The sequence below is a fragment of the Streptomyces sp. NPDC050988 genome, from assembly GCF_044456225.1.
Lineage (GTDB): Bacteria > Actinomycetota > Actinomycetes > Streptomycetales > Streptomycetaceae > Streptomyces.
Genome location: NZ_JBITFQ010000036.1, coordinates 16,913 through 41,639, shown reverse-complemented (window position 1 = coordinate 41,639; position 24,727 = coordinate 16,913). Strand labels below are relative to the sequence as shown.

The 24,727-nt window shown below is 68.3% G+C and carries 16 protein-coding genes and 3 pseudogenes; 10 read left to right on the top strand and 9 right to left on the bottom strand.

What is annotated here, in order from left to right; translation table 11 throughout:
- Window positions 1-47 precede the first annotated feature (47 nt).
- Window positions 48-620 (bottom strand): RNA polymerase sigma factor, encoded by a 573-nt coding sequence (locus ACIBEI_RS42750; RefSeq protein ID WP_398896313.1) that lies wholly within the window; start codon window positions 618-620, stop codon window positions 48-50.
- 1,825 nt (window positions 621-2,445) lie between these two features.
- On the opposite strand from ACIBEI_RS42750, the gene ACIBEI_RS42745 reads away from it, so the two are divergent.
- The 3 genes from ACIBEI_RS42745 (at window position 2,446) to ACIBEI_RS42735 (ending at window position 4,683) form a co-directional block, all read left to right on the top strand.
- Complete coding sequence (locus ACIBEI_RS42745; protein ID WP_398896311.1) at window positions 2,446-2,619, top strand: hypothetical protein; 174 nt, start codon at window positions 2,446-2,448, stop codon at window positions 2,617-2,619.
- Between the two features lie 584 nt (window positions 2,620-3,203).
- Window positions 3,204-3,725 (top strand): RNA polymerase sigma factor, encoded by a 522-nt coding sequence (locus ACIBEI_RS42740; protein WP_398896309.1) that lies wholly within the window; start codon window positions 3,204-3,206, stop codon window positions 3,723-3,725.
- A 25-nt stretch (window positions 3,726-3,750) separates the two neighbouring features.
- Window positions 3,751-4,683, top strand: coding sequence for an RNA polymerase sigma factor SigF (locus ACIBEI_RS42735; protein ID WP_398896308.1), 933 nt, complete (start codon window positions 3,751-3,753; stop codon window positions 4,681-4,683).
- A gap of 217 nt (window positions 4,684-4,900) precedes the next feature.
- On the opposite strand, the gene ACIBEI_RS42730 is transcribed toward ACIBEI_RS42735, so the two are convergent.
- Window positions 4,901-5,647 carry a hypothetical protein gene (locus ACIBEI_RS42730; RefSeq protein ID WP_398896307.1) on the bottom strand — a complete coding sequence of 249 codons (747 nt, stop codon included), beginning with the start codon at window positions 5,645-5,647 and terminating at the stop codon, window positions 4,901-4,903.
- Window positions 5,648-6,728: 1,081 nt separating this feature from the next.
- Between ACIBEI_RS42730 and ACIBEI_RS42725 the strand changes: the two genes are divergently transcribed.
- Window positions 6,729-9,944: an NB-ARC domain-containing protein gene (locus ACIBEI_RS42725; RefSeq protein ID WP_398896305.1), complete on the top strand. Its 3,216-nt coding sequence runs from the start codon at window positions 6,729-6,731 to the stop codon at window positions 9,942-9,944.
- A 19-nt stretch (window positions 9,945-9,963) separates the two neighbouring features.
- Here the strand turns inward: ACIBEI_RS42725 and ACIBEI_RS42720 are convergent, their stop codons facing one another.
- Complete coding sequence (locus ACIBEI_RS42720) at window positions 9,964-11,256, bottom strand: ArgE/DapE family deacylase (protein WP_398896303.1); 1,293 nt, start codon at window positions 11,254-11,256, stop codon at window positions 9,964-9,966.
- Window positions 11,257-11,424: 168 nt separating this feature from the next.
- Here ACIBEI_RS42720 and ACIBEI_RS42715 point away from each other — a divergent pair, with 168 nt between their 5' ends.
- Complete coding sequence (locus ACIBEI_RS42715; RefSeq protein WP_398896302.1) at window positions 11,425-12,555, top strand: IS701 family transposase; 1,131 nt, start codon at window positions 11,425-11,427, stop codon at window positions 12,553-12,555.
- Window positions 12,556-13,172: 617 nt separating this feature from the next.
- Here the strand turns inward: ACIBEI_RS42715 and ACIBEI_RS42710 are convergent.
- Together ACIBEI_RS42710 and ACIBEI_RS42705 are read right to left on the bottom strand one after the other, a co-directional pair.
- On the bottom strand, window positions 13,173-13,850 hold the full coding sequence (locus ACIBEI_RS42710) for a hypothetical protein (RefSeq protein ID WP_398896300.1): 678 nt from the start codon (window positions 13,848-13,850) through the stop codon (window positions 13,173-13,175).
- Window positions 13,851-14,102: 252 nt separating this feature from the next.
- A complete protein-coding gene (locus ACIBEI_RS42705; protein ID WP_398896299.1) occupies window positions 14,103-15,071 on the bottom strand; it encodes a hypothetical protein in 969 nt (322 codons plus the stop codon).
- A 183-nt stretch (window positions 15,072-15,254) separates the two neighbouring features.
- Here ACIBEI_RS42705 and ACIBEI_RS42700 point away from each other — a divergent pair, with 183 nt between their 5' ends.
- The 4 genes from ACIBEI_RS42700 to ACIBEI_RS42685 all read left to right on the top strand — a co-directional run bounded on the left by ACIBEI_RS42700 (window position 15,255) and on the right by ACIBEI_RS42685 (window position 18,318).
- On the top strand, window positions 15,255-15,518 hold the full coding sequence (locus ACIBEI_RS42700) for a helix-turn-helix transcriptional regulator (RefSeq protein ID WP_360065628.1): 264 nt from the start codon (window positions 15,255-15,257) through the stop codon (window positions 15,516-15,518).
- 168 nt (window positions 15,519-15,686) lie between these two features.
- Complete coding sequence (locus ACIBEI_RS42695) at window positions 15,687-16,547, top strand: DUF6083 domain-containing protein (RefSeq protein ID WP_398896296.1); 861 nt, start codon at window positions 15,687-15,689, stop codon at window positions 16,545-16,547.
- Window positions 16,548-16,549: 2 nt separating this feature from the next.
- A complete protein-coding gene (locus tag ACIBEI_RS42690; protein ID WP_398896294.1) occupies window positions 16,550-17,026 on the top strand; it encodes a hypothetical protein in 477 nt (158 codons plus the stop codon).
- Entirely contained in the window at window positions 17,023-18,318 is a 1,296-nt protein-coding gene (locus ACIBEI_RS42685; RefSeq protein ID WP_398896293.1) for a UvrD-helicase domain-containing protein, read from the top strand. The genes ACIBEI_RS42690 and ACIBEI_RS42685 overlap by 4 nt, the downstream gene beginning before the upstream one ends.
- 31 nt (window positions 18,319-18,349) lie before the next feature.
- On the opposite strand, the pseudogene ACIBEI_RS42680 reads toward ACIBEI_RS42685, so the two are convergent.
- A pseudogene (locus ACIBEI_RS42680) lies at window positions 18,350-19,528 on the bottom strand (AAA family ATPase); the annotation flags it as partial.
- Between the two features lie 434 nt (window positions 19,529-19,962).
- On the opposite strand from ACIBEI_RS42680, the gene ACIBEI_RS42675 reads away from it, so the two are divergent.
- On the top strand, window positions 19,963-20,742 hold the full coding sequence (locus ACIBEI_RS42675) for a hypothetical protein (RefSeq protein WP_398896292.1): 780 nt from the start codon (window positions 19,963-19,965) through the stop codon (window positions 20,740-20,742).
- Window positions 20,743-20,828: 86 nt separating this feature from the next.
- Here the strand turns inward: ACIBEI_RS42675 and ACIBEI_RS42670 are convergent, their stop codons facing one another.
- The 3 genes and pseudogenes from ACIBEI_RS42670 to ACIBEI_RS42660 all read right to left on the bottom strand — a co-directional run.
- Entirely contained in the window at window positions 20,829-21,998 is a 1,170-nt protein-coding gene (locus ACIBEI_RS42670; protein ID WP_398896393.1) for a WD40 repeat domain-containing protein, read from the bottom strand.
- A gap of 75 nt (window positions 21,999-22,073) precedes the next feature.
- A pseudogene (locus ACIBEI_RS42665) lies at window positions 22,074-22,424 on the bottom strand (WD40 repeat domain-containing protein); the annotation flags it as partial.
- Window positions 22,425-22,452: 28 nt separating this feature from the next.
- A pseudogene (locus tag ACIBEI_RS42660) lies at window positions 22,453-24,558 on the bottom strand (hypothetical protein); the annotation flags it as partial.
- Window positions 24,559-24,727 lie beyond the last annotated feature (169 nt).

Sequence of the window (24,727 nt, the reverse complement as noted above, 5' to 3'; positions counted from 1 at the left end):
GGATGTTCTGTGTCGCCTCGCTCAACAGACGCTCGATGTCATCGCCTTCATCCTGCACTGCGAGCCCCTCCTTCCCGAGGATCGTCTGCGTACCCCGGTGCCAGCCACTTCGCGAGGGCGGAGCGGGCGTCGTGCAGCGTGGATTTGACCGTACCCTCGGCAATGTTCAGTGTGGCCGCGACCTCGCTGACAGTGTGATCGAGGAGGTAGTACAGCGCCAGTACCTCACGCTGGCGCCCGGTGAGTTTTGCCAGTGCCTGCAGCACATCGATATGCCGGTCCGAGCCTTCGAAGCCTCGTTGCTCCCCTACGTGGTCAGCTGAAGCGATGCTGCTCAGTACGTCGTGGCGCCGCCGTGCAGTTCTGCCGAACTGGCGCCATTTGTTGACAGCGGTCCTTGCCACCCACGCCCCTGGCTTGTCGTATCGGCCGACCGTGTCCCAGTGATGCAGAGCGATCAAGAAGGATTCCTGGGCCAGATCCTCTGCTGTGGAGCGGTCAGCGCCCAAGAGCACCAAGGCACGTACCACGCCAGGGAACTTGGTCAGATACACGCCGTCGAAGTCGGCCAGCGTCCTCAAAGGGTCGGATCGCGATGGGTCCGTCGGGTGTTCGGTCATTGCACCAGCGCATTGTCGGATCCGTCACCAGAGTGGCTGCTCTGCCGCACGCGGAGAAGGCAACCGCCGGAACTGTGCTGGAGAAGCAGTTCCGAGTCCCTCTGCCGCTGGGTGTTCAGTATGCCAACCAATGTGGCACGGCGAGCCCGTTCACACAGGACAGCAGCGATAGTGCGCACGATGATCTGCCCCAGGCTGAACGCGGCGAGTGAGCTGATGAAGGCACTCGGGTTGTTCCCCACGGATCTCTTCCTCTCGGCCGGGTGGCTACGGGATAGCGACGTCGTTGCCTACTAACTGCCGTGAACCCGCCCGTCGGTTGGGGAAGTTCGTCAACAACTTTTGTCGGCGGAAGGGTCTTGCACGACCGGCCGTTGGGCAGGTGCTCCGCTGTGGTGGGCTCCCGCCACAGCGGCCTCGGTGCGCAGGGGGACTCCACGGGCCGGGCGGGTGCAAGCGACCCAGTCTTGGCGGGCGCCACTCTGTTCAGCGCCGGCCCGCCGTCTGTGCTGCCTCATCCAGGCTTGGCAGAGATCCCCGGCCGGTGCTGCCGGGCCCGAGCCGGGCCATCGTTCGCCACCGCCACCGCCACCGCCACCGCCACCGCCACCGCCACCGCCACCGCCACCGCCACCGCCTTCCTTTACCCGGGACGGGCAGTGACGGCAGCTGCGTACGGTCACCGTCCTGGCGAACCTGCACGTTCAACGCGCACAGAGTCAGGAGAGCCGCGAGGGCAGACGCCGATATCTCGCGAACTCGTGATGGAGCTGATCCGTGCCTCGATGGATCCGGCGAGCCGCAGGGCCCGGCGTCCCGTCGACTCCCTCGCTGGCCGTGTGGTGCCCGCGGGCCGCGCGAGCCGACGTGGATGAGAACGGGTACCGTCCGCATCTCCCTGCTGGCCCCTGGTGCGGCGGTCCCGCGAACCCTGTTCGGTGGACATGGCCCTTGGTGACCGACCTTCCACCGTGGTGCGCACGCCCCTGGGTGCTGTCGCGGTCGGGATGCTGGCCGGTAGGGCCGTGGGTGAGTTCGAGGCGGGTGGGCTGTTTCGGCGGCTGAATGCGGTCTCGTGGGTCTGCCTCCTGTAGTGCGGAAGCGTCTTCACCGGGCGACAGCCGTCCAGTTGCACGTCAATGACCGCAGGACCGCAGTTTCAACTGCCGCCAACTCCTGCAAGTTCCGGCTAACACGGAGAAGTTGGTGAGCAGTTGGCTGGTGTGATCGGGGCAAAACTATGATCGTGTCCGGGGTGACGTCGAGCGGCTCCCCTTCCCTGCCGGTATCGCTGCAGGTCGCCGCAGTCTGGCGGGCGGAAGCGGCGTGGTCTTCGGGTCGCGGGCGGGAAGCGGCGTGGAAGGTGTTTATCGATCCCGGTGGAACGGGGATAACCATAGTAGAGTTGGTCGCCAACTTGGTTAAGTTGGCACAACTTGGTTCTCGATCCTCCTGTCAGCCCAGGTGAGACGAGATCAACAGCCTGCCGAGGCAGGCATGCGGGGTCTGTAGCAGCAGACCCCGACGACGCGTGCGGCCCCGCCGGATTCCCAATCCGGCGGGGCCGCCGTCGTAGATACCGCACGGAAGATGACGGAGCGACAGGTCCTGCAAACACGTGCCTTGCTCCGGAGTCGTGTTCCGGCACATATGCGGCAGGGCATTTCCCGGACACGCATATGCGGCTGCTACCGCATGGCTCACTGCTCCACCTGTCTCACCTGGGCTGACACGAGAGGACCTGCCGATGAGGACCCGCCCACCCGAAGTGCACGGTCCCGGAACTCCACCGGGACCCGAACAACACCCCGTTACTGTGCCGCAGTTGCCCCTGTCCAACGCTGTGGCCGCCGTGGTCATCGCTATTGCCGCACTGCTGGGAGCCATCGCGGTGCTCCTGGTCATGCCCGGAGAGCTTGAAGCACTCGGGAGCGCCATGACGATTGCCGGCTCGGGATTCACTCTCGCAGCCAAGATCGCCGTGCCGCGCTCCGGCTGATATCCGGGAACGAGGCGGGCCCGGCTCCTACGGCAGGGGCTGGGCCCGCTGGCCGACATTGCGCCCATTGTGGCCAGCAGCAGTGCCGTGCCCTCTGCACACGCGGTCACCATCGCGCAGCCCTCCGGCGACCGGCTGGTCCATCTCCCGAGCACGCATCCCGGCCGCCGCCCCGCGTCTTCACCGGACGCAGCTGGCGCACACAGCCCGGCGCTGACAGCTGCCGCCCTGCCCAAGGGCAGTCCAGCCCCACATACCTTGCGACGGGGAAGCGCCGGCCCCTGGTCGTCTGGCGGCGTGTACACGTTTCCGGCGTCGTTTCCCTCTTCTTGGTAACCGCACGCCGAGCGCCGGGAGGCCAACGCCGTGACAGGGCTGTGGAGTTGGGTGATAGTGGGCACCGGGGCGGGTGCGGCTGCCGGCGTCGTTGCGCGGACGTGCGGTTATCTGCTGAGGGAGCGTACGCGGGCGCGGGTGATGGCTCTGATGGCGCGTGAACTGTCCGCGCGAGGAGGGCTGGTCGAGGTGAGCGACCAGGACGGCACCGCGTGGAGCGTCCGTCTGGACGCGCAGGAGCCCGAGTGATGTCCCCGCCCACCGACGAGGCGTTCGACACGCTGTTTCGTCAGTGGTACCGGCCTCTGCTGGCGCAGGCGATGTTCGTTTCCGGCGGGCGCCGGACCCTCGCCGACGTTGCCGTTCAGGAAGCCTTCCTGCAGTGCTGGCAGCGCTGGAACGCCCCGCATCTCGAACCGGTGCGGGCCTGGCCGGGATGGCTGCGGACCACCGTGGTCCGCGAGGTGCTGGGGCTGCAGAAGGAGGTCGGCTCGGCCGGTTTCGACCCGGACATGCACGACCGGGCCGCGGCCGAGGTCGACCTCGCGTCGTGGATGGACGCGCGCGGCGCCTACCGTACGGTCCTGGAGCGCATCGTCAGCCTCAGTGACAAACAGCGTGAAGTGATGAGCCGCTGCGCGATTGCCGGACAGCCGTTGGGGATGCCGCGAAAGAGATGCACATCCAGGTGGCCACCGCCCGCGTGCACCTGTACCGGGCACGCCAGGCCCTGGAAGGTGTGCGCAGGGAACTGCAGGAGCTGGGCGTGATCGGCGCAGGCGAGGGGAGGCAGTGATGGTCGACCACCAGGACGAGGACGATGTGGCCGCACTGCGCGAAACCCTGATGGCAAGCGAAGGACCCGTGGGCTCCGCCGTGGCCACGGCCCAGGACGTCGAGTCCGCGCTGGCCAGGCTCAAGCACCGGATGAGGACCCAGCCCACGTCGCGGCAAGCGCGCCCCAGCCCGCAACCCGCCGACCGCAGCGCAGCCAGGACCTTGTTCGTCGAACTGCGCACGCTGCCGGCGGGCACCCTTGAGTACGCGGAGCTGCGCAACCGGCTGGTGAGGATGCATCTGCCGCTCGTGGAGCACCTCGCGCGCCGTTTCCGCAACCGCGGTGAGCCGCTGGACGACCTCACGCAGGTCGCGACCATCGGCCTGATCAAGTCGGTCGACCGCTTCGACCCGGAGCGCGGCGTCGAGTTCTCGACGTACGCGACTCCGACGGTGGTCGGTGAGATCAAGCGGCACTTCCGCGACAAGGGCTGGGCGGTGCGTGTGCCGCGCCGGCTGCAGGAGTTGCGGCTCGCTCTCACCACGGCGACCGCGGAGCTCTCGCAGCGGCACGGCCGCTCGCCCACGGTCCACGAGCTGGCCGAGAAGCTGGGCATCTCGGAGGAGGAGGTCCTGGAGGGCCTGGAGTCGGCCAACGCGTACTCCACGCTGTCCCTGGACGTCCCCGACACCGACGACGAGTCCCCGGCCGTTGCCGCCACGCTCGGTGCGGAGGAGGAAGCGCTGGAGGGCGTCGAGTACCGCGAGTCCCTCAAGCCTCTCCTGGAAGACCTTCCGCCGCGCGAGAAGCGCATCCTGCTGCTGCGCTTCTTCGCCAACATGACCCAGGCTCAGATCGCCCAGGAGGTGGGCATCTCCCAGATGCACGTCTCCCGCCTGCTGGCCCGCACTCTGGCCCGGCTGCGGGAGAAGCTGTTGGTGGAGGAGTGAATCGCCTGCGCAACCGTTGCTCAGAGCAGCCACAAATGGAACCCGTCGACTGATCGTCCTTGGAGCTGGGGTGTTGGAGGGTCGCGGCTGTTGTCCCTGACGGAGCCCCCGACTTGTCGGGATCCTTTCGGGAAGCTACTGCGCATCTCACCCGCGTGATTTTGGCAAAGGGGGAACGGGAGCGCGGTGACCGGCGTGCTCCCGTTCGCGGGGCCCGTCAGATGGGGCCCAGGCGTGCTGCGGCATCGGGGTGGTCGTTCAGCCAGGCCGTTGCGTCGGAGTTCTCCCGGAGCCAGCGGGCGCAGACGGCCCATTCGACGTGGTCGCTGCCTGCGTCGCTCAGAACGATGTCGGCGATGAGCGGGGTGCAGGCTGCGGCTGTGCCGTGCGCGCTGCACGCTGTTCTGCTGTTGGAGTGCGGATCGATGGACAGGATGCTGGACTCCATCGTTTGCGCCTCGTCGGTGTAGGTGTGGTCGAACCACTTGATGAACTGGTGGACGGTGCCGATCCTGGCGACGCGGTCGTGCAGGGCTTTCTGGTCGTGGCCGGGCAGGAACCAGCCGAGGGTGACCGGTGCCTGGCAGCCGCAGCCGCACGTCCGGGCGGCGTGGGGGGAGTCGAAGTACGTCACGGGGTTGCGGGTCGGATCGACCGGCTGAGGCTTTCCGACGTAGGCATCGTGGACCGGGTGCCCGGCCTCCAGGTACCGGCCCTCGATCGCCCGACGGCCGCCGGCCACCGGAACCAGGTGGTCGATCTCTATCGCCTGGCGCACGGTGCCCTGCGAGGAGAGCAGTGCGTACTGCTCCCGGTCGGCCCGTTCACCAAGAACCCAGCACCCCCGGTTGGCGCGGAACAACGCCGCGTCGTCCATGTTCGGGTCCCAACCGACATGATCGCGGCCCAGCTGGTCTTCCTTCGGGTTGACGTAACGCATCGCCCCGAGCGTGATGTGAATCATCAGCGCACCCCCATAGGTGGATAGTCCGGGCCCCTTGCCCTGCAACTATCCATATCGTGCCTCACGCGCTCGATACCTTCAACCCCTAGAGGGCTAGGGTTATTTGTCGGCGTGTCAGGAGAGTAGTCGCGACGTGTCAGCGCGCAACTGGTTCAGCCTGCGCGGGTCACGTGCTCCGCTGGCCGCAGTGTGGCTGTGAACCGGCAGCCCCCGGAGAGAGCGGCCGGGGAACTCGGACTGCTCGGGCGCTGCTCAGGTCGCCGCGTGCAGCTCCGCACACCCGTACCCAGGCCCATCTCGAACAACCTGGAACCTTCCTGCCCAACGGGGCCGCTGCTAAAGCCGGGCTCAACAACTCGATCAACGGTGCCGGTTGGGCGTGTTCCTGGCGCTTGCCAAGGCTGAAAGCGCTGGACGGGACGTGATCGCCGTGGACCCCCGTGCCTACCCCCAATGCCTGCCCACCGTCAAGGAGAGCCGGGCCACACGGGATAAGTTCCACTGCGTCGTCTGCGCCCACAGCGCCCACGGTGGGCCCTGTGACGGTGTGTGAGGCAGCCGGTGCCGCTGCGCGTTCCGTGGATTGCCTGGCGGTCAGGGGAGGTTGAGGGAGCTCGATCGCACCGCTGACCGTGTGGTTTGTGTTGCTCTTGCGCGGCTATCCAATCGATCTGCGTCCTCGGTTCTATCCCGAGCGTGGGCCTGTGACTGGCGATTCCCGGGTCGGTGCTGCAGTTCGTCGGACACTGACGGTCACGCTCGGTACCTTTCTGGGGACGACTAGTTGCATCGGGGGAGGGGTCCCGTAATGCCACGTCGAAGGTCTAGCGGGGTGGGGCAGAGGCTCTCCAGGCAGGGGACCGTTACTGGGGCCTCGACGCTACTGGCGTTCGCGGCGGGTGCGCTGGCCAACCTGGCGACTTCGCAGTGGACTTGGACGGTTGGGGCCGCACTCTTCGTGCTGGTCGCAGTGTGGGTCGCTTTCGAAGTCTGGCGCGTGGACCACGAGGCTGATGCAACCGGGCGGGGAGGGCCGAACGGGAATGGTTCCGGGACGTCCGAGGAGCTCCGACGGCCGTGGATGGCGCCGCCGTTGGAACGGATGGTGGAACGTCCCGAACTGGCCGATCGTTTGATGGCTGCGCTGTCGGCAGCCGGGGCCACCGAGGTGGGAATGACCACCGGGCTGCGAGGAGCCGGCGGGTTCGGCAAGACGACGCTGGCGGCCTGGGCGTGCCACCAGACTCAGCTGCGGGAGCGCTATCCGGGCGGTCTTCTGTGGGCCACCCTTGGCCAGGAGATCCGTGGTGCGGATCTGGCTGAGCGGATCAATGACCTGGCCTGTGTACTGAGTGGACGGCGGCCTACGCTGTCAGATCCGGACGCCGCCGGAACCGAGCTGGGACGGCTGCTCGACGAGCGCGCGGAATCGGTGCTGCTCGTTGTCGACGACGTATGGGAAGAGTCGCAGCTTCGGCCGTTCGGGTTCGGCGGCCGGGACTGCACGCGGCTCATCACCACCCGTATTCCCGACCTGCTTCCCGCCAGCAGTCGTCACCTCGTCGTGGACGCCATGTCCGCTGACCAGGCCCGGCTGTTGCTCACCGGCGGCGTTGCGGGGCTTCCCGCAGAGATCACGGAAGGGCTGAGCAAGGCGGCCGGGCGATGGCCGGTGCTGCTCAACCTGATCAACGGCACACTGCGCCGGCGCATTGAGCGGGGCCAATTGGCGCAGGAAGCCGCCGAGCAGGTCATGCGGATGCTGCTGGCTGACGGCCCCGGCGCTTTTGATCCTGCGCGTCCGGCAGACCGGAGCCGGGCTGTGGCGGCCACTGTGGAGGCCAGTCTGACTCTGCTCGCGTCGGCCGACCAGATCCGTTGTCTGGACCTGGCTGTGTTCCCCGAGGACGTGGACATCCCACAGGACATTCTCGGGCTGCTGTGGCCTGGCGTGCGGGTGGACGCGCTGTGCGAGGAACTGGCCGGGCTGGGGCTGGTAGCCGACTACCGACTCGACGCGCCGGGACCCAGGCTAGTGCTGCACGACGTGATCCGAGCCTACCTGCGCACCCGCCAGGGACCCGACGCGCGCACCGAGACGCACCGGCGGCTGACCGCCGCCTCAGCTGCACTGTTGGCCCGACACGACGGCGCGCCGAGGCCGTGGTGGACCCTGCCCGCCGACTCCAACTACCTGTGGCGCTACCTGCCATACCATCTGGCCGCGGCCGATCAACACGAGGAGCTGGCCACCCTCGTGTGCGACCTGCGCTGGGTCGAGGCCAAGACGCGTCGCCTCGGTTCCGTGGTGGGCGTCATCGCCGATCTGGAGCTGTCAGACACTCCCACCGCCAGAAACCTGCGGCGGGTCCTCCAGTCCGCCGCCCATCTACTCGGCCCGATCGACCCGCCCGAAGCACTGGGCGCGACGCTGGCCGCCCAACTGCATGGCGAACCCGGCCTCGAAGCCGAACTGCACGCCTACCGACAGACCCTGCCGCACCCCCGGGTGGAGCCAACATGGCCCCTGCCCGACCGGCCTGACCCAGCCCACCCCCACCCGACCGGCCACAAGGGCGCCGTCACGAGCTGTGCTTTCTCTCCCGACGGGACCTTGCTGGCCACCACTAGCAACGACCACACCGCACGTCTGTGGCGGGTCGCCGACGGCACCGAACAGACGGTGCTGTCCGGGCACACCGAAGGCGTGTGGGACTGCGCCTTCTCCCCTAGCGGCGCTGTGCTTGCCACTACCGGCATCGACCACACCGTCCGGCTGTGGCGGGTCGCCGACGGCACCGAACTCGCGGTACTGATCGGCCACACCGACTGGGTGACGAGCTGCGCCTTCTCACCGGACGGCAGCCTGCTCGCCACCAGCAGCGAGGACGGCACCGCACGCATGTGGCGGGTCGCCGACGGCACCGTCGACGCCGTGCTGACCGGCCACGGCAAGGGCGTTACCAGCTGTGCCTTCTCTCCGGACGGGACCTTGCTGGCCACCACCAGCCACGACCACACCGCACGCATGTGGCGGGTCACCGACGCCACCGAACAGAGAGCCCTGTCCGGGCACACCCACACGGTGGACAGCTGCGCCTTCTCACCCGACGGCACGCTGCTCGCCACCTCGAGCCACGATGACACCGCCCGACTGTGGCGGATCGCTGACGGCACCGAACGGACCGTGCTGACCGGCCATTCCTCCATGTACAAATGCGTATTCTCGCCGGACGGCACCCTGCTGGCCACCGCCAGCGCGGCCGACGGCATCCGCCTGTGGACGGTCGCCGACGGCACCGAGAAGGCGCGACTCAGCGGGCACAGCGGCTGGATCCGCGGCTGCGCATTCTCCCCGGACGGCACGCTGCTCGCAACGACCAGCAACGATCAGACAACCCGCCTGTGGCAGGTCACCGACGGCACCGAACACACGGTCCTGACCGGCCACACCCGGGTGTACCGCTGCGCGTTCTCCCCGGACGGCACCCTGCTGGCCATCACCAGCGACGATCGCACAGCGCTGCTGAAGGAGATCCCTGGCGGTGCCGAACGGGGCGTGCTCACCGGCCACAGGGGGCGCGCCTACAGCTGTGTCTTCTCACCCGACAGCACGCTGCTCGCCACCACGAGCAACGACCGGACAGCACGGCTGTGGCGGATCACCGATGGCACTGAACACGCCGTACTCACCGGCCACACCTACTGGGTGACCGGCTGTTCCTTCTCCCCGGACGGCACGCTGCTCGCCACAGCCAGCCAGGACAAGACGGCACGGCTGTGGCGGATCGCCGATGGCAGCCAGGCAGCAGTGCTGACCGGGCACACCGAGGGAGTGACGAGCTGCGCGTTCTCTCCCGACGGCACCCTGCTCGCCACCACAAGCGGTGACCGGACGGCACGGCTGTGGCGCATGACCGATGGCAGCCAGGCAGCAGTGCTGACCGGGCACACCGACGCGGTGACCAGTTGCGCGTTCTCTCCCGACGGCACCCTGCTCGCCACCACCGCCGACGACCGCACCGTACGGTTGTGGCACGTTGCCGACCGCACCGAGCACGCCGTGGTCACTGGACACACCAACTGGGTGGAGAACTGCGCCTTCTCCCCGGACGGGACGCTACTCGCGACGTCGGGGCGCGATCAGACCATACGGCTGTGGCATGTAGCCTCCGGTCGCTGCCACTGCGCGTTGCGCCTCGCCAGCGATCTGACTGGCCTGTGCTGGCATCCTGACTCGGGACTGCTGTGCGCCACCGGTGGGGCGGGAGCGTACATGCTGGCGTACGTGCCTTGAGGATCCGTCGTAGCTCTGCTCACTTGGTGCCGACCGTTCGGAGCGCGCTGAGGACCAGCGCGCGGGTGACACGCACGACCTCAGAGACACAGACCTGCTCCTGGGAGCTGTGCGCAAGACGGATATCACCCGGGCCGAACTGCAGGGTCGGGATGCCTGCGGCAGCATAAAGACGCAGGTCACTGCCGTACGGTGCGCCATGCTCACGCGGTACAGGGCCACCGCCCGCGACGTCTTGGGCCGCCGCCCGTACGACATCCCGCAGCGGGTGCCCCAACGGCAGACGCCCGCTGGCGAACTGCCCCCCAGACCAGGTCACGGTCGCCGGGTGGTCGCGCAGCCAAGGGTCGGCGGCGCAGGCTTCCGCCACGCACAGCTCCAGGTCGGCGCGGGCGGCAGCCGGATCCTCGTCCAGTCGTACACCGAACCGCCCCTCGGCCACCAAGAGATCGGGCACACTGCTCGCCCAGTCGCCCGAGCGGACCATACCGACGGACAGCGCGTAGGGAATTTTGTACTCCGCCATCAGCGGATCCGGATTGGCGTTCCGCTTGGTCTCCAGACGAGCCAGCGCCCGGTGGACAGGCAGGTACGCGTCAAGGGCGTTGACCCCTGCATCACGGGAGCTGCCGTGGGTAGCCAGACCGGGGACGCTGATGCGGAAGGTCAGCGCGCCGGCGTTGGCCGTGATCAGAGCGCCGCCGGTCGGCTCGGTGATGATGCAGGCGTCGCCCGTGTGGCCGCGCTGGAGCGTGCCGAAGGTGCCGAGTCCGCCGTCCTCCTCACCGACCACGAAATGTACAGCCAGCCGACCGCGCAGCCTCGCCCCACTGACCCGGATCGCAGCCAGCGCGGCAAGGTGGGCCGCCAGCCCCGCCTTCATGTCACATGCGCCTCGGCCATGAACGGTGTCCCCAACAACCCTGGGAACGAACGGGTCCCCGTCCCACTGCCCGGGATCGCCGGGCGGTACGACGTCGACGTGACCCTGGAGGATCAAGGTCGGGCCGTCGCCGCCGCTTTCCGTGGCTCCCACCAGCCCCCACGCCTCGTCCCGCGGCGCCTCAGCCCCTGGGAAGCTGGGATGCGCCATCAGCGCGGGCAGATCCATGGACCACAAATCGACGTCCAGCCCGAGCTGGTTCAGTCGCCCGGCCAGATGGTGCTGAGCCTCGGATTCCGCGGGACTCCCGGTCACACTCGGGATCGCGATCAGCTCCAGCAGAGTTCTGGCGATGGCCTCCTCATCGACTGCAGCCAAGGCAGCAGCCTCCTGGGTACTCAACTCGGCAGTGAACACGTCAGCGGTCATGGATGGTTGCTCCTGTCACGGCTCAGTACGTCACTGCTCGTTGCAGGCGCTGAACCCAATTCCGGATCCTAAAGGGCGGCAATTGGGTGCTCAATCGTCATATCTGGCCGATTGGTGCTGTAGCCGCAGTTGCTGTGACCGGTGGTGTGCCTGCTCGTTTAGCCGGGCATGAGTGCGGACGGCACGGTTGATGAGGTGCATCGCTGGGCGGCTGGTCTGGATGCGCTGCATGCTCGGATCGGTGGGTACTTCCGTAGGTCGGAGCCGCGTCGGCGGGTGATGGAGTACCTGTGCGGGCTGCTTGCGCCTCTGGAGCGCAAGAACGGCTGGACGCTGGCCGAGCAGGCTGGTGAGCTGTGCCCTGACGGCATGCAGCGGTTGCTGAACCAGGCCGACTGGGACGCCGACGCGGTCCGCGACGAGGTTCGCGGCTTCGTGCTGGAGCACCTGGGCGTCGAGGACGGCGTACTGGCCGTGGACGAGACCGGCTTCATCAAGAAGGGGACCCGGTCGGCCGGCGTCCAGCGGCAATACACCAGCACCTCGGGAAAGATCGAAAACTGCCAGCTGGGGGTGTTCCTGGCCTACGCCTCCATCAGAGGGCGGGCGTTGATCGACCGGGAGCTGTACCTGCCCACCTCGTGGACCGAGGATCCGGCCCGCCGGACGGACGCGAAGATCGGCGACGACGTTACCTTCCGTACCAAGCCCGCGCTGGCCCGCGCGATATTGGAGCGTGCCCTGGCCGCGGAGTTGCCGTTTCGCTGGGTTACCGGTGACAAGGTCTACGGCCACGATCCCGTCCTGCGCGGCTGGCTGGCCGAGCGGCGCCTGAGCTACGTGCTGGCGATCGCCCCCAAGTACCGGTGCGGGCCGCGCGGGCAAAACGCCCGCACCGTCTCGGCGATCCCGCCGGAGCACGTCTGGGAGACCCGCTCCGGTGGGGATGGCGCCCACGGCCTGCGTGAATACGCCTGGGCCCTGGTCTCGCTGCCTGGCGAGCGGGACGACGACTTCGACGACGCCCTGCTGATCTGTCGCAACCTCGCCGACGGCGAGCGTGCCTACTACCTTGTCCATGCCCCGGCGGGCACTTCGACGACGGAGATCGTGCGGGCCGCTGACGCTTGCTCGGCAATTGAAGAGTGTTTCCAGGCCGCGAAGAACGAAGCCGGGCTGGACCACTATCAAGTACGCCAGTACCCGGCCTGGTACCGGCACATCACTCTGGCCATGGCCGCCGCCGCTCATCTGACGGTCGTGCGGACCACCACCGGTGAAGGAAGAGGATGGTCGTGACCTGATTCGACTGAGCGTGAACGAATCCGAGGCCTGCTGAGCAGACTGGCCCACGCCGTCCGACACGAAGCCGAACACCACCCTGCACCCGTCACGCTGGTGCCATCAACGTGGTCTGGTTTCAGCTAGTACCGCAGCCCAGGCCACTGCCCCTTGTAACTGCGGTTGCAGCACTACTGAGTTTTTCTACGTAGAGTGAATGGGCTGGCCCGATGGAGACTTTTAGACGCTGCTGACCGCCGCCGCGCTGGCGATCTTGCGGATTGAGCTGGGCGCGCTGGTGGTCTCGGCGACGGTGATACAGATAACGCCCGGGGCTCGGTGCTGGGCCGTCGCCTCAGATGTTGAGTTCGTGTGCTCCTGGCGTCTGCCGCCTGACCAGTAAACGTCCGCCGAGGCCGTCTGACGGCGCGGCCAACCGGGAGCGCCGGCCCCGCATCAGGCTTCCAAGGTCGGGCCTGGACGGTGACACCAGCTCGGCCACTCTCCGCATCCTGCGCCAGCGATGACCCCACCGGCCAAGGCCCGTGAGCCGGATCGGTACTGGCGCACCTTGACCGGCCGCAGCGACACCGGAGCCGGGCCGGTGGTCGTGCGGTGGGTGCTTCCGCGACTGCTCAGCTGGCTGCTGCTGCCTCCGGCTGCGGCTCAGCTTCCGGGGACTGCGTGGCGGTGGTGGCGGTGTAGAAGATGGATGAGCCCTGCTTGGTGCGGTGGGCGTGGCTCTTGGCGACCAGCCCTTCGACCGTGGTGCGCACGACGGTGGTTTTGATGGTGCGGTCGGGGTGGGCCTGGGTGAGTGCGGAGGAGATCTCGGCAGCGGAGCGCGGCTCGTTCTGCTGCTTGAGGTGGTTGCGGATCAGATCGACGAGGGAGGGCTTGCCGGCCGCCTCGGACGCTTTTGCGGACGAGGCCTTGGCGGAGGGCTTCCTGGACGCGGGCTTGCCCGCACCAGCGGCGGCCGTCTTCTTCGGCCCGCTCCGCTTGGGCTCGGCGGCGGCCTGGCGGGGCATGGACGCAACGGCCTTGGTATCCGCCTCGGCGGCGGGGCTCGCGCCGCCGAGGGCTTGCTGCATGTTCACCAGCACGGTGTGGTCATGCTGCAGAGTGCGCAGCTGCTCCTGCAAGGCCTCGACTTCCGCCCCGATACGTTGCTGCTCCTTGGTGTTGCGCTCCAGGTCACCTGTGATCTGGGCGATGTACTGCGACGTCAATTCTGTACCGCTGGTCTGGATTTCAGACATGACATGGGCCTTTCTGCAGTGCGCGAGCACGGTGGTGAAAGCAGGAACCATGTGCGTCGCTGGATGGAGGGAAGTATCGCGTCTGCGGTGACCGGAGGTCCCGCAGGACACCACTGCGGCAGCCTGCCGGAATCTAGAGATAGTACGCACGAGCGGAACCAGATGTTTCAGCTGAGTGATGTGTCACTCTCCCGTGAAGGCAAGACAGTCAGCAGATACGGGGTGCGCCACACCCAGAAATTGGCAGCCGTGCCGTCACTGTTGAACTGCCGCTCGGCCCACCTCGATCTGAGGTGACAAGCGTCAGACGATTTCCTCGTCGCCGTTGTGCCACCAGGCGGCCAGGAGGCGGGAGCGGACCAGTTGGTCGAGGAGGTCCTCCAGCTGTTGCGGGGACTGGCCGCACAGGCGGGTGAGCACGTCGAGTTCCGCGCTTCCGGTGCTGTCGCAGGTGTGGGCGGCGAGTGTCAGCGCGGTGAGCTGCACGGAGGGAGTCATCCCGCGCGGCGCGGCCAGGGAAGTGGGGCGCAGGGCCCAGTGGGCCGCGCGAGCACGGGCGCTGCGGCCGGAGGCCTGGTTCTGCATGGCCGCATCGAGCAGATGGACTTTCATGGGGGAGTGCGGTCGAGCAGGGCAGATCAGCCATCCGGCGTGCTCGAGTTCACTCCACAGTTCGGTACGGCCCCGCAGCCGCATGCCGCGCAGGAAGCCGTTGGGGAGCCGGACATGCCCCTGGTGGTCGGCGCGCAGCGCGCACTGCAGGGCCAGCAGGCGGGCGGCAGGGGAGGAGTATCGGGGCAGGGCCACCGCAAGGTAGGTGAGCATTTCCCTCACGCACAGCCGCTCGCCCGGCCCGCGAAGGGGATTGCTGCGCCGGGCTGTCCGACTCATCGCCTGTCTGGGCGCCGGACCGGGCAGCGTGTCGGGCACGACGGCGGTGTAACTGGTGGCGGCCGCGCAGCCGGCACAGGCATCGGCAAGGCGCCACATACGGCCGCTGCGGTCACAGGTCAGTGCCAGCAGCACCGGGCCGGCGCACCCGCGGCGGCGTGGGTGCCATGAGCAGCCCCGCGCCCGGCACTGGCAGGTCCGCAAATGCCCCGGCAGTGCGTCGTGTTGGGCATGGCGGGCCAGATGGGTCAGCACGGCCGACCGGGCGGAGGAGGCCGGCAGCCGGTAGCCGTGAAGTGCGCAGTGAGGGCAGCTCAACAGCGGTCCTCCCGGCTGCGAGTGCAGCCGTACGGTCCAGATGCGCTGCACCGTGTCATGCATGGAGAGCCTCATCCGGCTCGTCGTCCTCCGATCTGGTCCGTGCCGCTGAACTTCCGTGTCCCAGGCGTCGGGAAACGGGAGCCAGGCACGCTGCGGTGCTGATCCTGCACCGTCGAATGTCCCTAGCAAATAGTGCAGAGGTCTGCACTGACGGGGCAGGGTCCTGCACCGTCGGATGGTGGGGTGACGATCTTGCCGCCCGACCCCGACCTCACCGCGCTGCGTGTGACGCTGGCGCGCCTGCGGGGCGAGCGCGGCTGGACCTTCGACGAACTCGCCGACCGCAGCGGCCTGGCCCGGCGCACCCTCATCGATCTCGAACACGGCCGCACCACCGGCAGTATCACCACCTGGCACGCCCTCGCCCACACCTTCGACGTGCCCATCGAGCACCTACTGGGCCCCCTGTGTGACGACCACACCCCGCCCGGATCCACGGGCTCCTGACCCGGCCGCACCCTCCCTGGCGGGCCACATGAATCACCCGAACCGGCGAGCAGAGGTAGAACGCACGCTCGCCTGCACGGACTTGCATTCGACGCTGCTGGGCTGTCCGTGGGACACCGCCCTCGTCGCCCCCACCGCCGCGGCGTGGCACCTGGCACGGTCCGGGCCATGTGCCCCAACACCGCCTCCACCAGCCGCCACCGGGACGGCAGCCCCCGCACCATGCACCCGCGCCGCCCGCTGCGCGTGGCCGCCGCCAGCCCCAGCCGTCTGCTGCGCGCCGGCCAGAGCAGTCGCTGCCGCCAGTGCGGCCACCGCGTCGACCTCTACCAGCGAACCGACCAGCGGCCCATCGCCCTGCACCCCACCGAACTGGCCAGCGCCGACGTCCCACCACCCTGCCGCTGGCACCTGAGCAGCGGCATCGCCCACCCCCACAGCGACGGCAGCCCCTGGTGCCGCATCCCGCACGCCGTGCTCTGCCCCAGCCGCACCGCAACCACCCGGATGAGCCCGCACATCGAGGCCATGCGCCGCCAACTCGCCGTCCGCACCCGCCGCCTCATCGACACCGGCGCCATCACCCAAGCCCCACCCACCCCCTGCAAGACCCCCGCGAACAACGGCCGTCCGGACCGGGCTGTCGTACAGCTCTTGCTCGGCCGCTACCTCGCCGAGGGCCCCATCGACGGCATCCGCTGCGTCGCCCAGACACGCCAGCGCCGCCGCTGCCCCCACCCCGTCCTCGACCCCCGCACCTCGGTCGGCATCTGGACGCTCCTGCCCGTCGGCCCGCAGCACGGCCAACTCGCCCTGCCCGACGCCCTGATGGCCGTCTACGACCTCAGCCGCCTGCCCTACACCGAGCAGCTGCGCTGGCGCACCCAGCGCTGCACGGACCATGCCGCCACCCCCGGAGCCGCCGACCTCACCCTGGCCGGATGGCAGGTCTTCGACCCCCTCCTGCACGCGGCACACCTCCGCACCCGCCTGCCGCACCCGCCGCCAAGTCGCCGCAGGGAGGCGTGAGGATGCCGCACCACGCGCTGGAAATCACTCTGACCCGGCCCCTCGCACCCGCCGAACTCCGCCACGCCGCCCGCGTGATGCCGCCCGCGGCCAACCACGACACCACCCGCCTCATGGCCCTCGTGCCCGCCAAAACCCCCGGCAGGGCCGCGCACCGTCTGCGCCGGCTCCTCGACACACAGTTGCCCATCGACGTGATCACCACCCACTACTCGGACGAGCGCGGGCTGGTCCTGCTCATCGTTGCCCTCCCGCCCGTCACCCGCACCGCCCTGAAAGCCGCCGCCGACCGCGCCGGCCAAAGCCCCGAGCGTTTCGTACAGCTGGCCCTGCACCGCGCCCTGGCCCAGCACGCCAGCGACGAGACCGACCGCCTCGACCAGGAGGTGAAGCACCTCCTCACCCACACCGCCGCCGCACACCTCCTGTCGGCCGTCGGACGCGCTCTCACCCAGACCCCCGGAGTACCGCAGCCATGAACCCGACCGATGAACAGACCGCCGCAGCCGACGCCTTCCACACCGGCGGCCACCACCTCGGCATCACCAAAGGGATCCGCGTCGGCGAACGCGACCTGTCCCCGAAGGCACTCTCGTATGCCACCCTGCGCACCGTGGCCCGCTTCTGCCACACCGCCGACCCCGCCCTCACCCGTCACCACGTCCCGCACCTGCGCGGCCTCGAAGACCGCGACCTGTACGCCGAACTCGCCGCACACATCGTCCCGTTCGCCCGCAAGGCCTGGGCCGACCTTCAACACCCCGACGACGGAGCCGTCCGCTTCGACCACGACCACTACCTGAAGATCTGGGCCCTCACCCAACCGAAGATCGGCACCGACTTCCTCCTGCTGGACGAGGCCCAGGACACGAACCCGGTCGTGGAGCAGATCTTCCTCAGCCAGCGCAGCCACGCTCAGTTGGTCATGGTCGGCGACTCCGCTCAGGCCATCTACCAGTGGCGCGGGGCCAAAGACGTCATGACCGGCTTCGACGGCATCCAGCTCGCCCTGTCCCAGTCTTTCCGCTTCGGCCCTCGGCTAGCCGAGGAGGCCAACCGCTGGCTGGCCATCGCCGATGCCCCGATCCGCCTCACCGGCACCGCCACGGTGCCCACCGAACTCGGCACCGTCCCCCGGCCCGACGCAGTGCTGTGCCGTACCAACGTCGGCGCCATGATCCAGGTCATGGACCTGATGGCTGCCGGCTACCAGGTAGCCCTGGCCGGGGGAGGAGACAGCCTGCGCGCTCTGGCCCTGGCTGCCCGAGACCTCAAGGAAGGCCGCCGCACCACCCATCCCGAACTGCTCTTGTTCCCTTCCTGGAGCGAACTGCAGGACTACGCTGCCCACGACCCAGCCGGCCGTGACCTGCAGCCGCTGGTCGACCTTGTCGACACCCATGGCCCTGACGCCATTCTCGCCGCTGTTGCGCAACTCGCCCTCGAGGCGCAGGCTGAAGTGACCGTCTCCACCGCTCACAAGGCCAAAGGACGTGAATGGGCCTGCGTGAAAATCGCTGACGACTTCACCCCGCCCAAAGACAGCGATCAGCACGACGACGTGGGCCGTGCTCTGCCCGGCTGGAGTACGGCGTTTCCAGCCCGAACAGTTCTGACAGCACCGCGTCGTCCGCACTGCCGTAGACGACGCGGCGGTAGAGATCCTCGTTCACCACCGTGGGTGGCCGCTGCTCGTCCGGTCCCGGCAGACGGATCAGTCCGCCCTCGTCGGCTGCCTGGCAGATGTAGGGGCTGTGGCTGGAGACGATGAACTGGATGTTCGGGAAGTGCTCGCGCAGCCAGACGCCGATCTTCCGCTGCCAGATGACGTGCAGGTGTGCGTCCACCTCGTCGATCAGGACCACACCGGGCACCCCGACCGCGACGCCGCCGCGGCCGGTCACAACTGTCTCAAGCCGACCGTAGACGGCGTAGATCTGCCGGACCATGTCGAGCACCAGAGCGGCCACCGTGCGGTAGCCATCGCTCATCTCCCGCAGCGGGAAACCATCCGTGCGACCTTCCTCGGCCACCCAGAGTCCATCCGCTGTGACACCTCTGATCTGGTACTGGTCCGGCAGCAGACCGTCCTGCAGCAGAGCAAGCACGGTCTCCAGCAGCGGCCCGGCGGTGCTTCCGCGCGTCTCCAGAGACCGCAGGCGCAGATCGATCAGACACGCCTTCTGCGAGCGAGGCGTCCTCGTGGAACAGCGTGGCCGTCCGCCCGGCAGGTCCCTGCGCGAGCATGATTCTCTGGGCCTCACTGGAACCGCCTGTGAGCCGTCGGAAGGCCCGTAGCCAGCGCAGAACCACCCACGTGGATTCTGTGCCCACGGCCCGCGCCTGGCACTCTCCTCACCGACGGTGCCCTGCATCTCCATGGTCGGCGATGGCAGTGTGCCCAGCCGCTCACCGGCCTCCGGCACAGGACGGGTCCATTGCATATTCAGTGAGAAGGCGCCCTTTGGCGTACGGCCCTTGCCGACGAAGAAGTCGGCGGTGTCATCCGGCTGAACGTGAACGTCTGCTCGACCGGCTGGAGCTCCGGCCGAGATCCAGTCTCTGAAGTCCGTTACCAGACTCCGCGTGACCTCGGGCCCGCCCAGTGCCAGCGCAAGAGCCTGCAGCAGGGTCGACTTCCCAGAACTGTTACGCCCCGCGAGCACCGTCCAGCCGCCCCGCGCAGGAAGCTCCAGGTCCACAGCGCGCTTTCCGGTGAAGCCCTTGATGTCCGTGAGCTGGACTCTTGTGACGTACACCCGTGCCCCGTCTTCCCTTCCGCGCCGTGCGACTACCGTCCCAATGTCCCGTGCACACGCGCCCGGGAGGGGGTCTGACGTGCTCACCTTCTCATGAACTGGCTGGCTGGCACGGACCTGCAACAGGCACAACTCGGCCCAGGCGCGCTGGCCAACCGCGAACTCCCGGAGTAGCGGCTGAAGGCCAGATGCGCCCGGCCGGTTTCGAAAGGTTCTCTGCATTGCGACGGCGCGCTGCCAGAGCCGCAACCCCCGTCGAGCCATGACGGTTCTCGGATGCAGGAAGGTGTCAAGAGATCCGAAGGGTGCATTTTTTGTGGCGCCCTCCACGGCTCCTGCGCGATTTTCGTTGCGCAGGCCGACTCCTGTTTCTCTCTGCTGACTGACCTCATGCTGAGAAGCGGGGCCGTTTGAATGCCGACTGCGACGTGCGTCGACACCCCTGCTGAGAGGATTGACATGACTGAGCATCAGCATGAGTCCGCTACAAGGCGGTATAGCTGGGTAGCGGAGATCACTCCCATACTGTGGGTGCTGGCGGTGGTGATTACTGCCATAGCTGACCTGGTGTCAGCTGTTCGTGGTATTTAGGAGGATGAAGCGGAGTGAGGGAAATACGATTCTCCACGGGGGAGTTGGGATCGCAAGCTTCCGAGGTGGAGTCCCTCGGACTCGGGAAGAAACGAAAATCCCCCGAAGGCGGGCTAGGACCACAGATCTTCAAGCAGTACAAGAAGGCAATGATCCAGAGCCTCACTGAAATCCATGATCGACTGGACGTGCTGGAGTCCGACTTGAGCACGTCTCGCTCGGATACATTCCTGATCGCGGACCTGGTCACCGAGAAGGAGTATCGCCTGGGGGTAAAGAAATACGGGGAACACGTGGGGGAACTCCGTGACGAGTGCCTTGCCAACGGGATCACAGCCGAAGAATTCGACAGGGGGTTCGGCGTCGACAAAGACCAGGTTCGCAGGCTGAAAGACGGTAGGGGCTTCCCGCCGAAGGGTGAGGACGTGCGCCAAATGTTCGCCAACCTTGAGGGGAGGACCAAACTGTCGGAGAAGACGAGCTTCGACCCTGAACGGCAGGCTGCGTTGGAATGGGACGCGCATGAGGCGTATGAGGCGCGTAAGGCGCGTGAAACGCTCAAGGAGCGGATCGATCGCGTGGAGGCCAAGCTCCAGAGGAAAGCGGAGTTTGAAGCGAACCTTGCGGCTTGTGTAGGAGCGTTGCGCAGGAAGGTTGCTTCCCTGAAGCAGCAGCAGGCTGTCTCCGGCGGGCAGGGGCAGAGCCTGCGCCGTCGCATTGAGCTGGCAGAAGCCGCCCTGAAGAGGGCCCTGGAACGGCGCGAGGTGATAAAGGAGGAACTTGTTGCGTGCGCCATCAGGGCTCTCAAGGCCCTCGGCGAGGTTAGAGGCTTCCTCGATTTTTGAGGACGCTCTGGTTGCCGGCTATGCGATCGGTGAGTCTGGAAAGGCCGCGGGTCACGCCGGAGCGGCTGGTGCTGCCGGTGTTGAGTTCAGGTGCAGGGTGGGGCGAACGCGAGACCGGTGAGGTGCTGTTGCCAGGCGTCGCGGGTGAGTGCGTTGCGGGTTGTGTTGCAGATGCGGTGTTTGTTGTCCCGGCTGTCCAGGTGCCACAGCCATACGGAGCCTTCCAGCGATCCGCTGGCCAGGGATCGGCCGTCCGGGCTGAAGGCCAGTGCGGATACGGGGTCCCGGTGACCGGTCAGGGAGCGGTCGACGTACGTCGGGTGGGCGCGGTCCGTGATGTCCCAGAGTTGCACGACCGTGTCCCTGCCGCCGGTCGCCAGCAAGTGCGCGTCCTTGCTCACCGCTACGGTCAGTACGTCGCCTGCGTGGCCGGTGAGGGGCTTGCCGAGCGCTTTGGGGTTGTCTGGGTTGGCGACGTCCCACAGTCGTGCCTTCCCGTCGTGTCCGCCGCTGACGAGGGTTTGGCCGTCAGGGGTGAAGGCGAGGGACGACACCATGTCGGTGTGTCCCTTAAGGACTTGGCCGTGCCGGGGGTGTGTCGGATCGGTGACGTTCCACAGTCGGATGTGATGCAGACGGTTGGCGGTAGCCAGCGTCCGCCCGTCCGGGCTGAAGGCCAGCGCATTGTTCGTCTCGGGTTGACCGGGCAGGGGGGAGCTGAGAGGCGTGGCGTGGCGCGGGTCGGTGACGTCCCACAGTCGCATCGTGCCTCTCTGGTCGAGGCTGGCCAGGGTGTGCCCGTCCGGGCTGAACCGCACGGCCTGAAGCGTGGCGGTGTGTCCGGTGAGGGGTTTGCCGAGCGGGGTGAGGTGCGGCAGGTCGGTGGCTTTCCACAGCCCGACGGTGAGTTTGTTGCCGCCGGCCAGGATCCGTCCGTCCGGGCTGAGCGCTATGGCTGGTCCGGTTTCGGCCTCCGTGGGTGAAGGTTTGGCCGTATTTGTGGTCAGTAGCCGGGGGCGGAAGGGGTCTTTCAGCGTCCACACGCTGGCTACCCCGAGGGCTGTGCCGGCTACCAGGAAGGGACTGCGTGGGCTGAACGCCAGTGTGAAGGCGCCCTCGGCGTTGCCCGGCAGGGCCGTGGGGAGGGTCCACAGCATGATCGCCCGGTCATCTGCACCGCTGGCGAGCGTCTGCCCGTCGGGATGGAAAGCGACCGCGTTGACCGGCGCGGTGTGGCTGTTCAGTGGCCTTCCCACGGGTGCGGGGTACTCCGGCTGGTCGACGTCCCAGAGGCGGACGGCACAGTCCTCCGAGCCACTGGCGAGCGTGTCGCCCGCCGTGTTGAACGCCACCGACCGGACGGCTCCGGTGTGCCCGGTCAGCCGCTTGGCCAGCGCCTTCGGGCGGTCGCGGTTGCTCACGTCCAAGAGCCTGATGGTGCCGTCGGAACCGCCGGTGGCCAGGGTGTCGCCGTCCGGGCTGAAGGCCGCAGACAGCACCGAGCCGAGGTCGGCGGCGTTCACCGGCGTGCCCAGGGCCGTGGGCACGCCGGCCACGTCCCAGAGCCGGATCTCGCCGTTCGTATCGCCGGTGGCCAGAGTGTTGCCGTCCGGGCTGTACGTCAGGGCAGAGGGGAAGTACCCCGGGTAGGTGGCGAGTTGCTCGGCCGGCGGCTGTGCCACCCCGGTGGGCCCCCACTTGCCACAGCCGTAGCTTCCGGTCCCCGCTGACCACGGCGAGGGTGCGGCCGTCCGGGCTGAAAGCCGCGGTCATCGCGGCATTCTTGAGGGATGCCAGGGGGCCGCCCAGGGCTGTGGGACGGGCCGGGTCGGCCACGTTCCACAGCCGCACTGTGCCCCGGCCGCCGTACGCGCCGCAGGCCAGCAGGTGCCCTTTGGCGGACAGAGCCACCGTCGTGACCGTCTCGGCGCCGCACTTCAGGGGCGTGCCCAGGGCCTTGGGTCGGGTCGGGCGGGTCACGTCCCACAGCCGGACTGTGCCGTCGCCGCCACCGCTGGCCAGCAGCCGTCCGCCCGGACCGTACGCCACCGTCTGCACCACGCCCTCGTGCTCGGTCACCGGTGTGGCCAGCGGCCCGTTCGCGTCGGAGATCAGGTGCAGACGTACGGCGGCGTTTGGGGGCATGCGGTGGGCGACCAGGTCGAGTTGGGCTGCGAGTGAGGCCTCGGGGAAGCGGACGTTGTCGGCCTCCGCGGTGATGCGCTTGAAGATCGCGTCGTCGCGCTGGTCGCGTGCGGTGGCGCGTTGCTGCAAGGCGACGACGGCGGCCAACGAGGCGATCAGGGCGAGCGCCGTCACGACTGTGATCAGCGTGCGGCGCAGGCGTGTGGCCCGCCGCTGGTGCTGCGTCGAGGTGGTCAGGAAGCGTGCCGCGGTCGCACTGAGGCTCTCCCGGCGAGGGCCGTCGGCCCAGGCGCGGACGGCCTCCAGGCGATGACCGCGGTAGAGCAGCCCGGTGTCGTGGTGTGCCTTGGACCAGTCGGCCGCGGCCTCTTCGAGTTGTTGGTGGGCCAGGTGCCCGGCCTGGTCGGTGTCGATCCAGCGGCGTAGCCGCGGCCAGGCATGAAGGAGCGCCTCGTGGGTGATCTCGATGCTGTCGCGGCGCCGGGTGAGGAGGCGGCCGCGGGCGAATGACTCGATGACCGCGGCCGTGGCGGCCGGACCTTTGCCGATGGCCTGCAGCTGGTCGTGGGGGAGCGGGCGCCGGGTGTCGTCGACGCCGTCGCCGAGCCTGACCAGACGCAGGAAGACGGTGCGGGCGGCCTGTTGCGCGGCCGGTTCCAGAGCGGTGCACAGGCGCTCCGCAGTGGTGGCGACGGCCTGGTGGATGCCTCCCGTGATGCGGTAGCCGTCCACTGTGAGGGTGTGACCGTGCCGCTGCTGCCAGGTAACACGCAGGGCGTGCGCGAGCAGCGGCAGCCGGCCCGACTCGTAATTCTCCACAGGCGGTGTCGAGGAGTCTTCTGAACGAGGCAGTTCCCCTCCGCCCGCAGACGAAGGGCCATCGGCGCCTGTGCGGAACGCCGGAACTCCGAGGTCGCGCAGCAGCAGCTCGACCAGGCCAGGCTCGATGTCCAGGCCCACCGAACGGGCCGGGAAGAGAATTGCCTGCCGCAGCTCCGCATCGGTCAGTGGCGCGACCAGGACCTGGCCGTGGCTCAACACGGCCCGCAGCTGCGGGTATCGGGCACAGGAGGTGTAGAAGTCCGAGCGGAGCCCGAAGACCACAAGAGCCGCCGGAGGGCCGCCGCGCGGGTCGGCGAGGGCAAGTGAGGACAGCAGGTCGAGAAAGACATGCCGGTCCGGCTCGCTCTCACACGCGGTGAACAGCTCCTCCAGCTGGTCCACCACAATGACCAGGCGTTGCCCTTGCCCGTCGACCGCAGCGCCCAGGGCGGCACGTGCCGCCGTCGCCCACGACCGCGACACGGCCGCACCGGGCCCGGCCATCTGCCGTGGATCCAGGACCAGTGCCTCCGCGAGCCGGGTGGTGAGCACCCTGACCGGATCGGCAGTGGGCGTCAAAAGCAGTCGTGGCCAGCGGGCCGAGCCTGGCACGGGCAGAACCCCCCGGGCCAGGGCGGGGAGCAGCCCGGCCTTCAGCGCCGAGGTCTTCCCCGCCCCGGACGGGGCGACGACGGCCAGGGCCCCGCCCTCGCGCAGCCGTTCGTCAAGACGGCTCAACAACTCGGCGGTGAGCCGGTCCCGGCCGAAGAACCACTGAGCCTGGTCTCCCTCAAAGGCGGGCAGACCGGGATAGGGGCAGTAACTGGCGCCGGCCTCGTCATCGAACACGACCCGGCGGGCACCGACGGTGCCGTCCGCGTAGTGCAGGTGCAGATCGCGCTCGGCGATGTGCTGGTCCCGCCCCGCCTGGTAGATCCGGGCAGAGCCGGACGCCGTGGCCTCGAATCGCTGCAGGTGGCCGGGATCCTCGTTTGGACCGGGCGCCCCAGCAGGGTCA

Bases quoted from the DNA above. Each gene is read 5' to 3' on its own strand.
- ACIBEI_RS42720 (WP_398896303.1), bottom strand. From the start codon at position 11,256: ATGACCGCTGACGTGTTCACTGCCGAGTTGAGTACCCAGGAGGCTGCT.
- ACIBEI_RS42740 (WP_398896309.1), top strand. From the start codon at position 3,204: ATGTCCCCGCCCACCGACGAGGCGTTCGACACGCTGTTTCGTCAGTGG.
- ACIBEI_RS42730 (WP_398896307.1), bottom strand. From the start codon at position 5,647: ATGATTCACATCACGCTCGGGGCGATGCGTTACGTCAACCCGAAGGAA.
- ACIBEI_RS42715 (WP_398896302.1), top strand. From the start codon at position 11,425: ATGAGTGCGGACGGCACGGTTGATGAGGTGCATCGCTGGGCGGCTGGT.
- ACIBEI_RS42710 (WP_398896300.1), bottom strand. From the start codon at position 13,850: ATGGTTCCTGCTTTCACCACCGTGCTCGCGCACTGCAGAAAGGCCCAT.
- ACIBEI_RS42750 (WP_398896313.1), bottom strand. From the start codon at position 620: ATGACCGAACACCCGACGGACCCATCGCGATCCGACCCTTTGAGGACG.
- ACIBEI_RS42690 (WP_398896294.1), top strand. From the start codon at position 16,550: ATGCCGCACCACGCGCTGGAAATCACTCTGACCCGGCCCCTCGCACCC.
- ACIBEI_RS42735 (WP_398896308.1), top strand. From the start codon at position 3,751: ATGGTCGACCACCAGGACGAGGACGATGTGGCCGCACTGCGCGAAACC.
- ACIBEI_RS42705 (WP_398896299.1), bottom strand. From the start codon at position 15,071: ATGCATGACACGGTGCAGCGCATCTGGACCGTACGGCTGCACTCGCAG.
- ACIBEI_RS42695 (WP_398896296.1), top strand. From the start codon at position 15,687: ATGTGCCCCAACACCGCCTCCACCAGCCGCCACCGGGACGGCAGCCCC.
- ACIBEI_RS42725 (WP_398896305.1), top strand. From the start codon at position 6,729: ATGGCGCCGCCGTTGGAACGGATGGTGGAACGTCCCGAACTGGCCGAT.
- ACIBEI_RS42685 (WP_398896293.1), top strand. From the start codon at position 17,023: ATGAACCCGACCGATGAACAGACCGCCGCAGCCGACGCCTTCCACACC.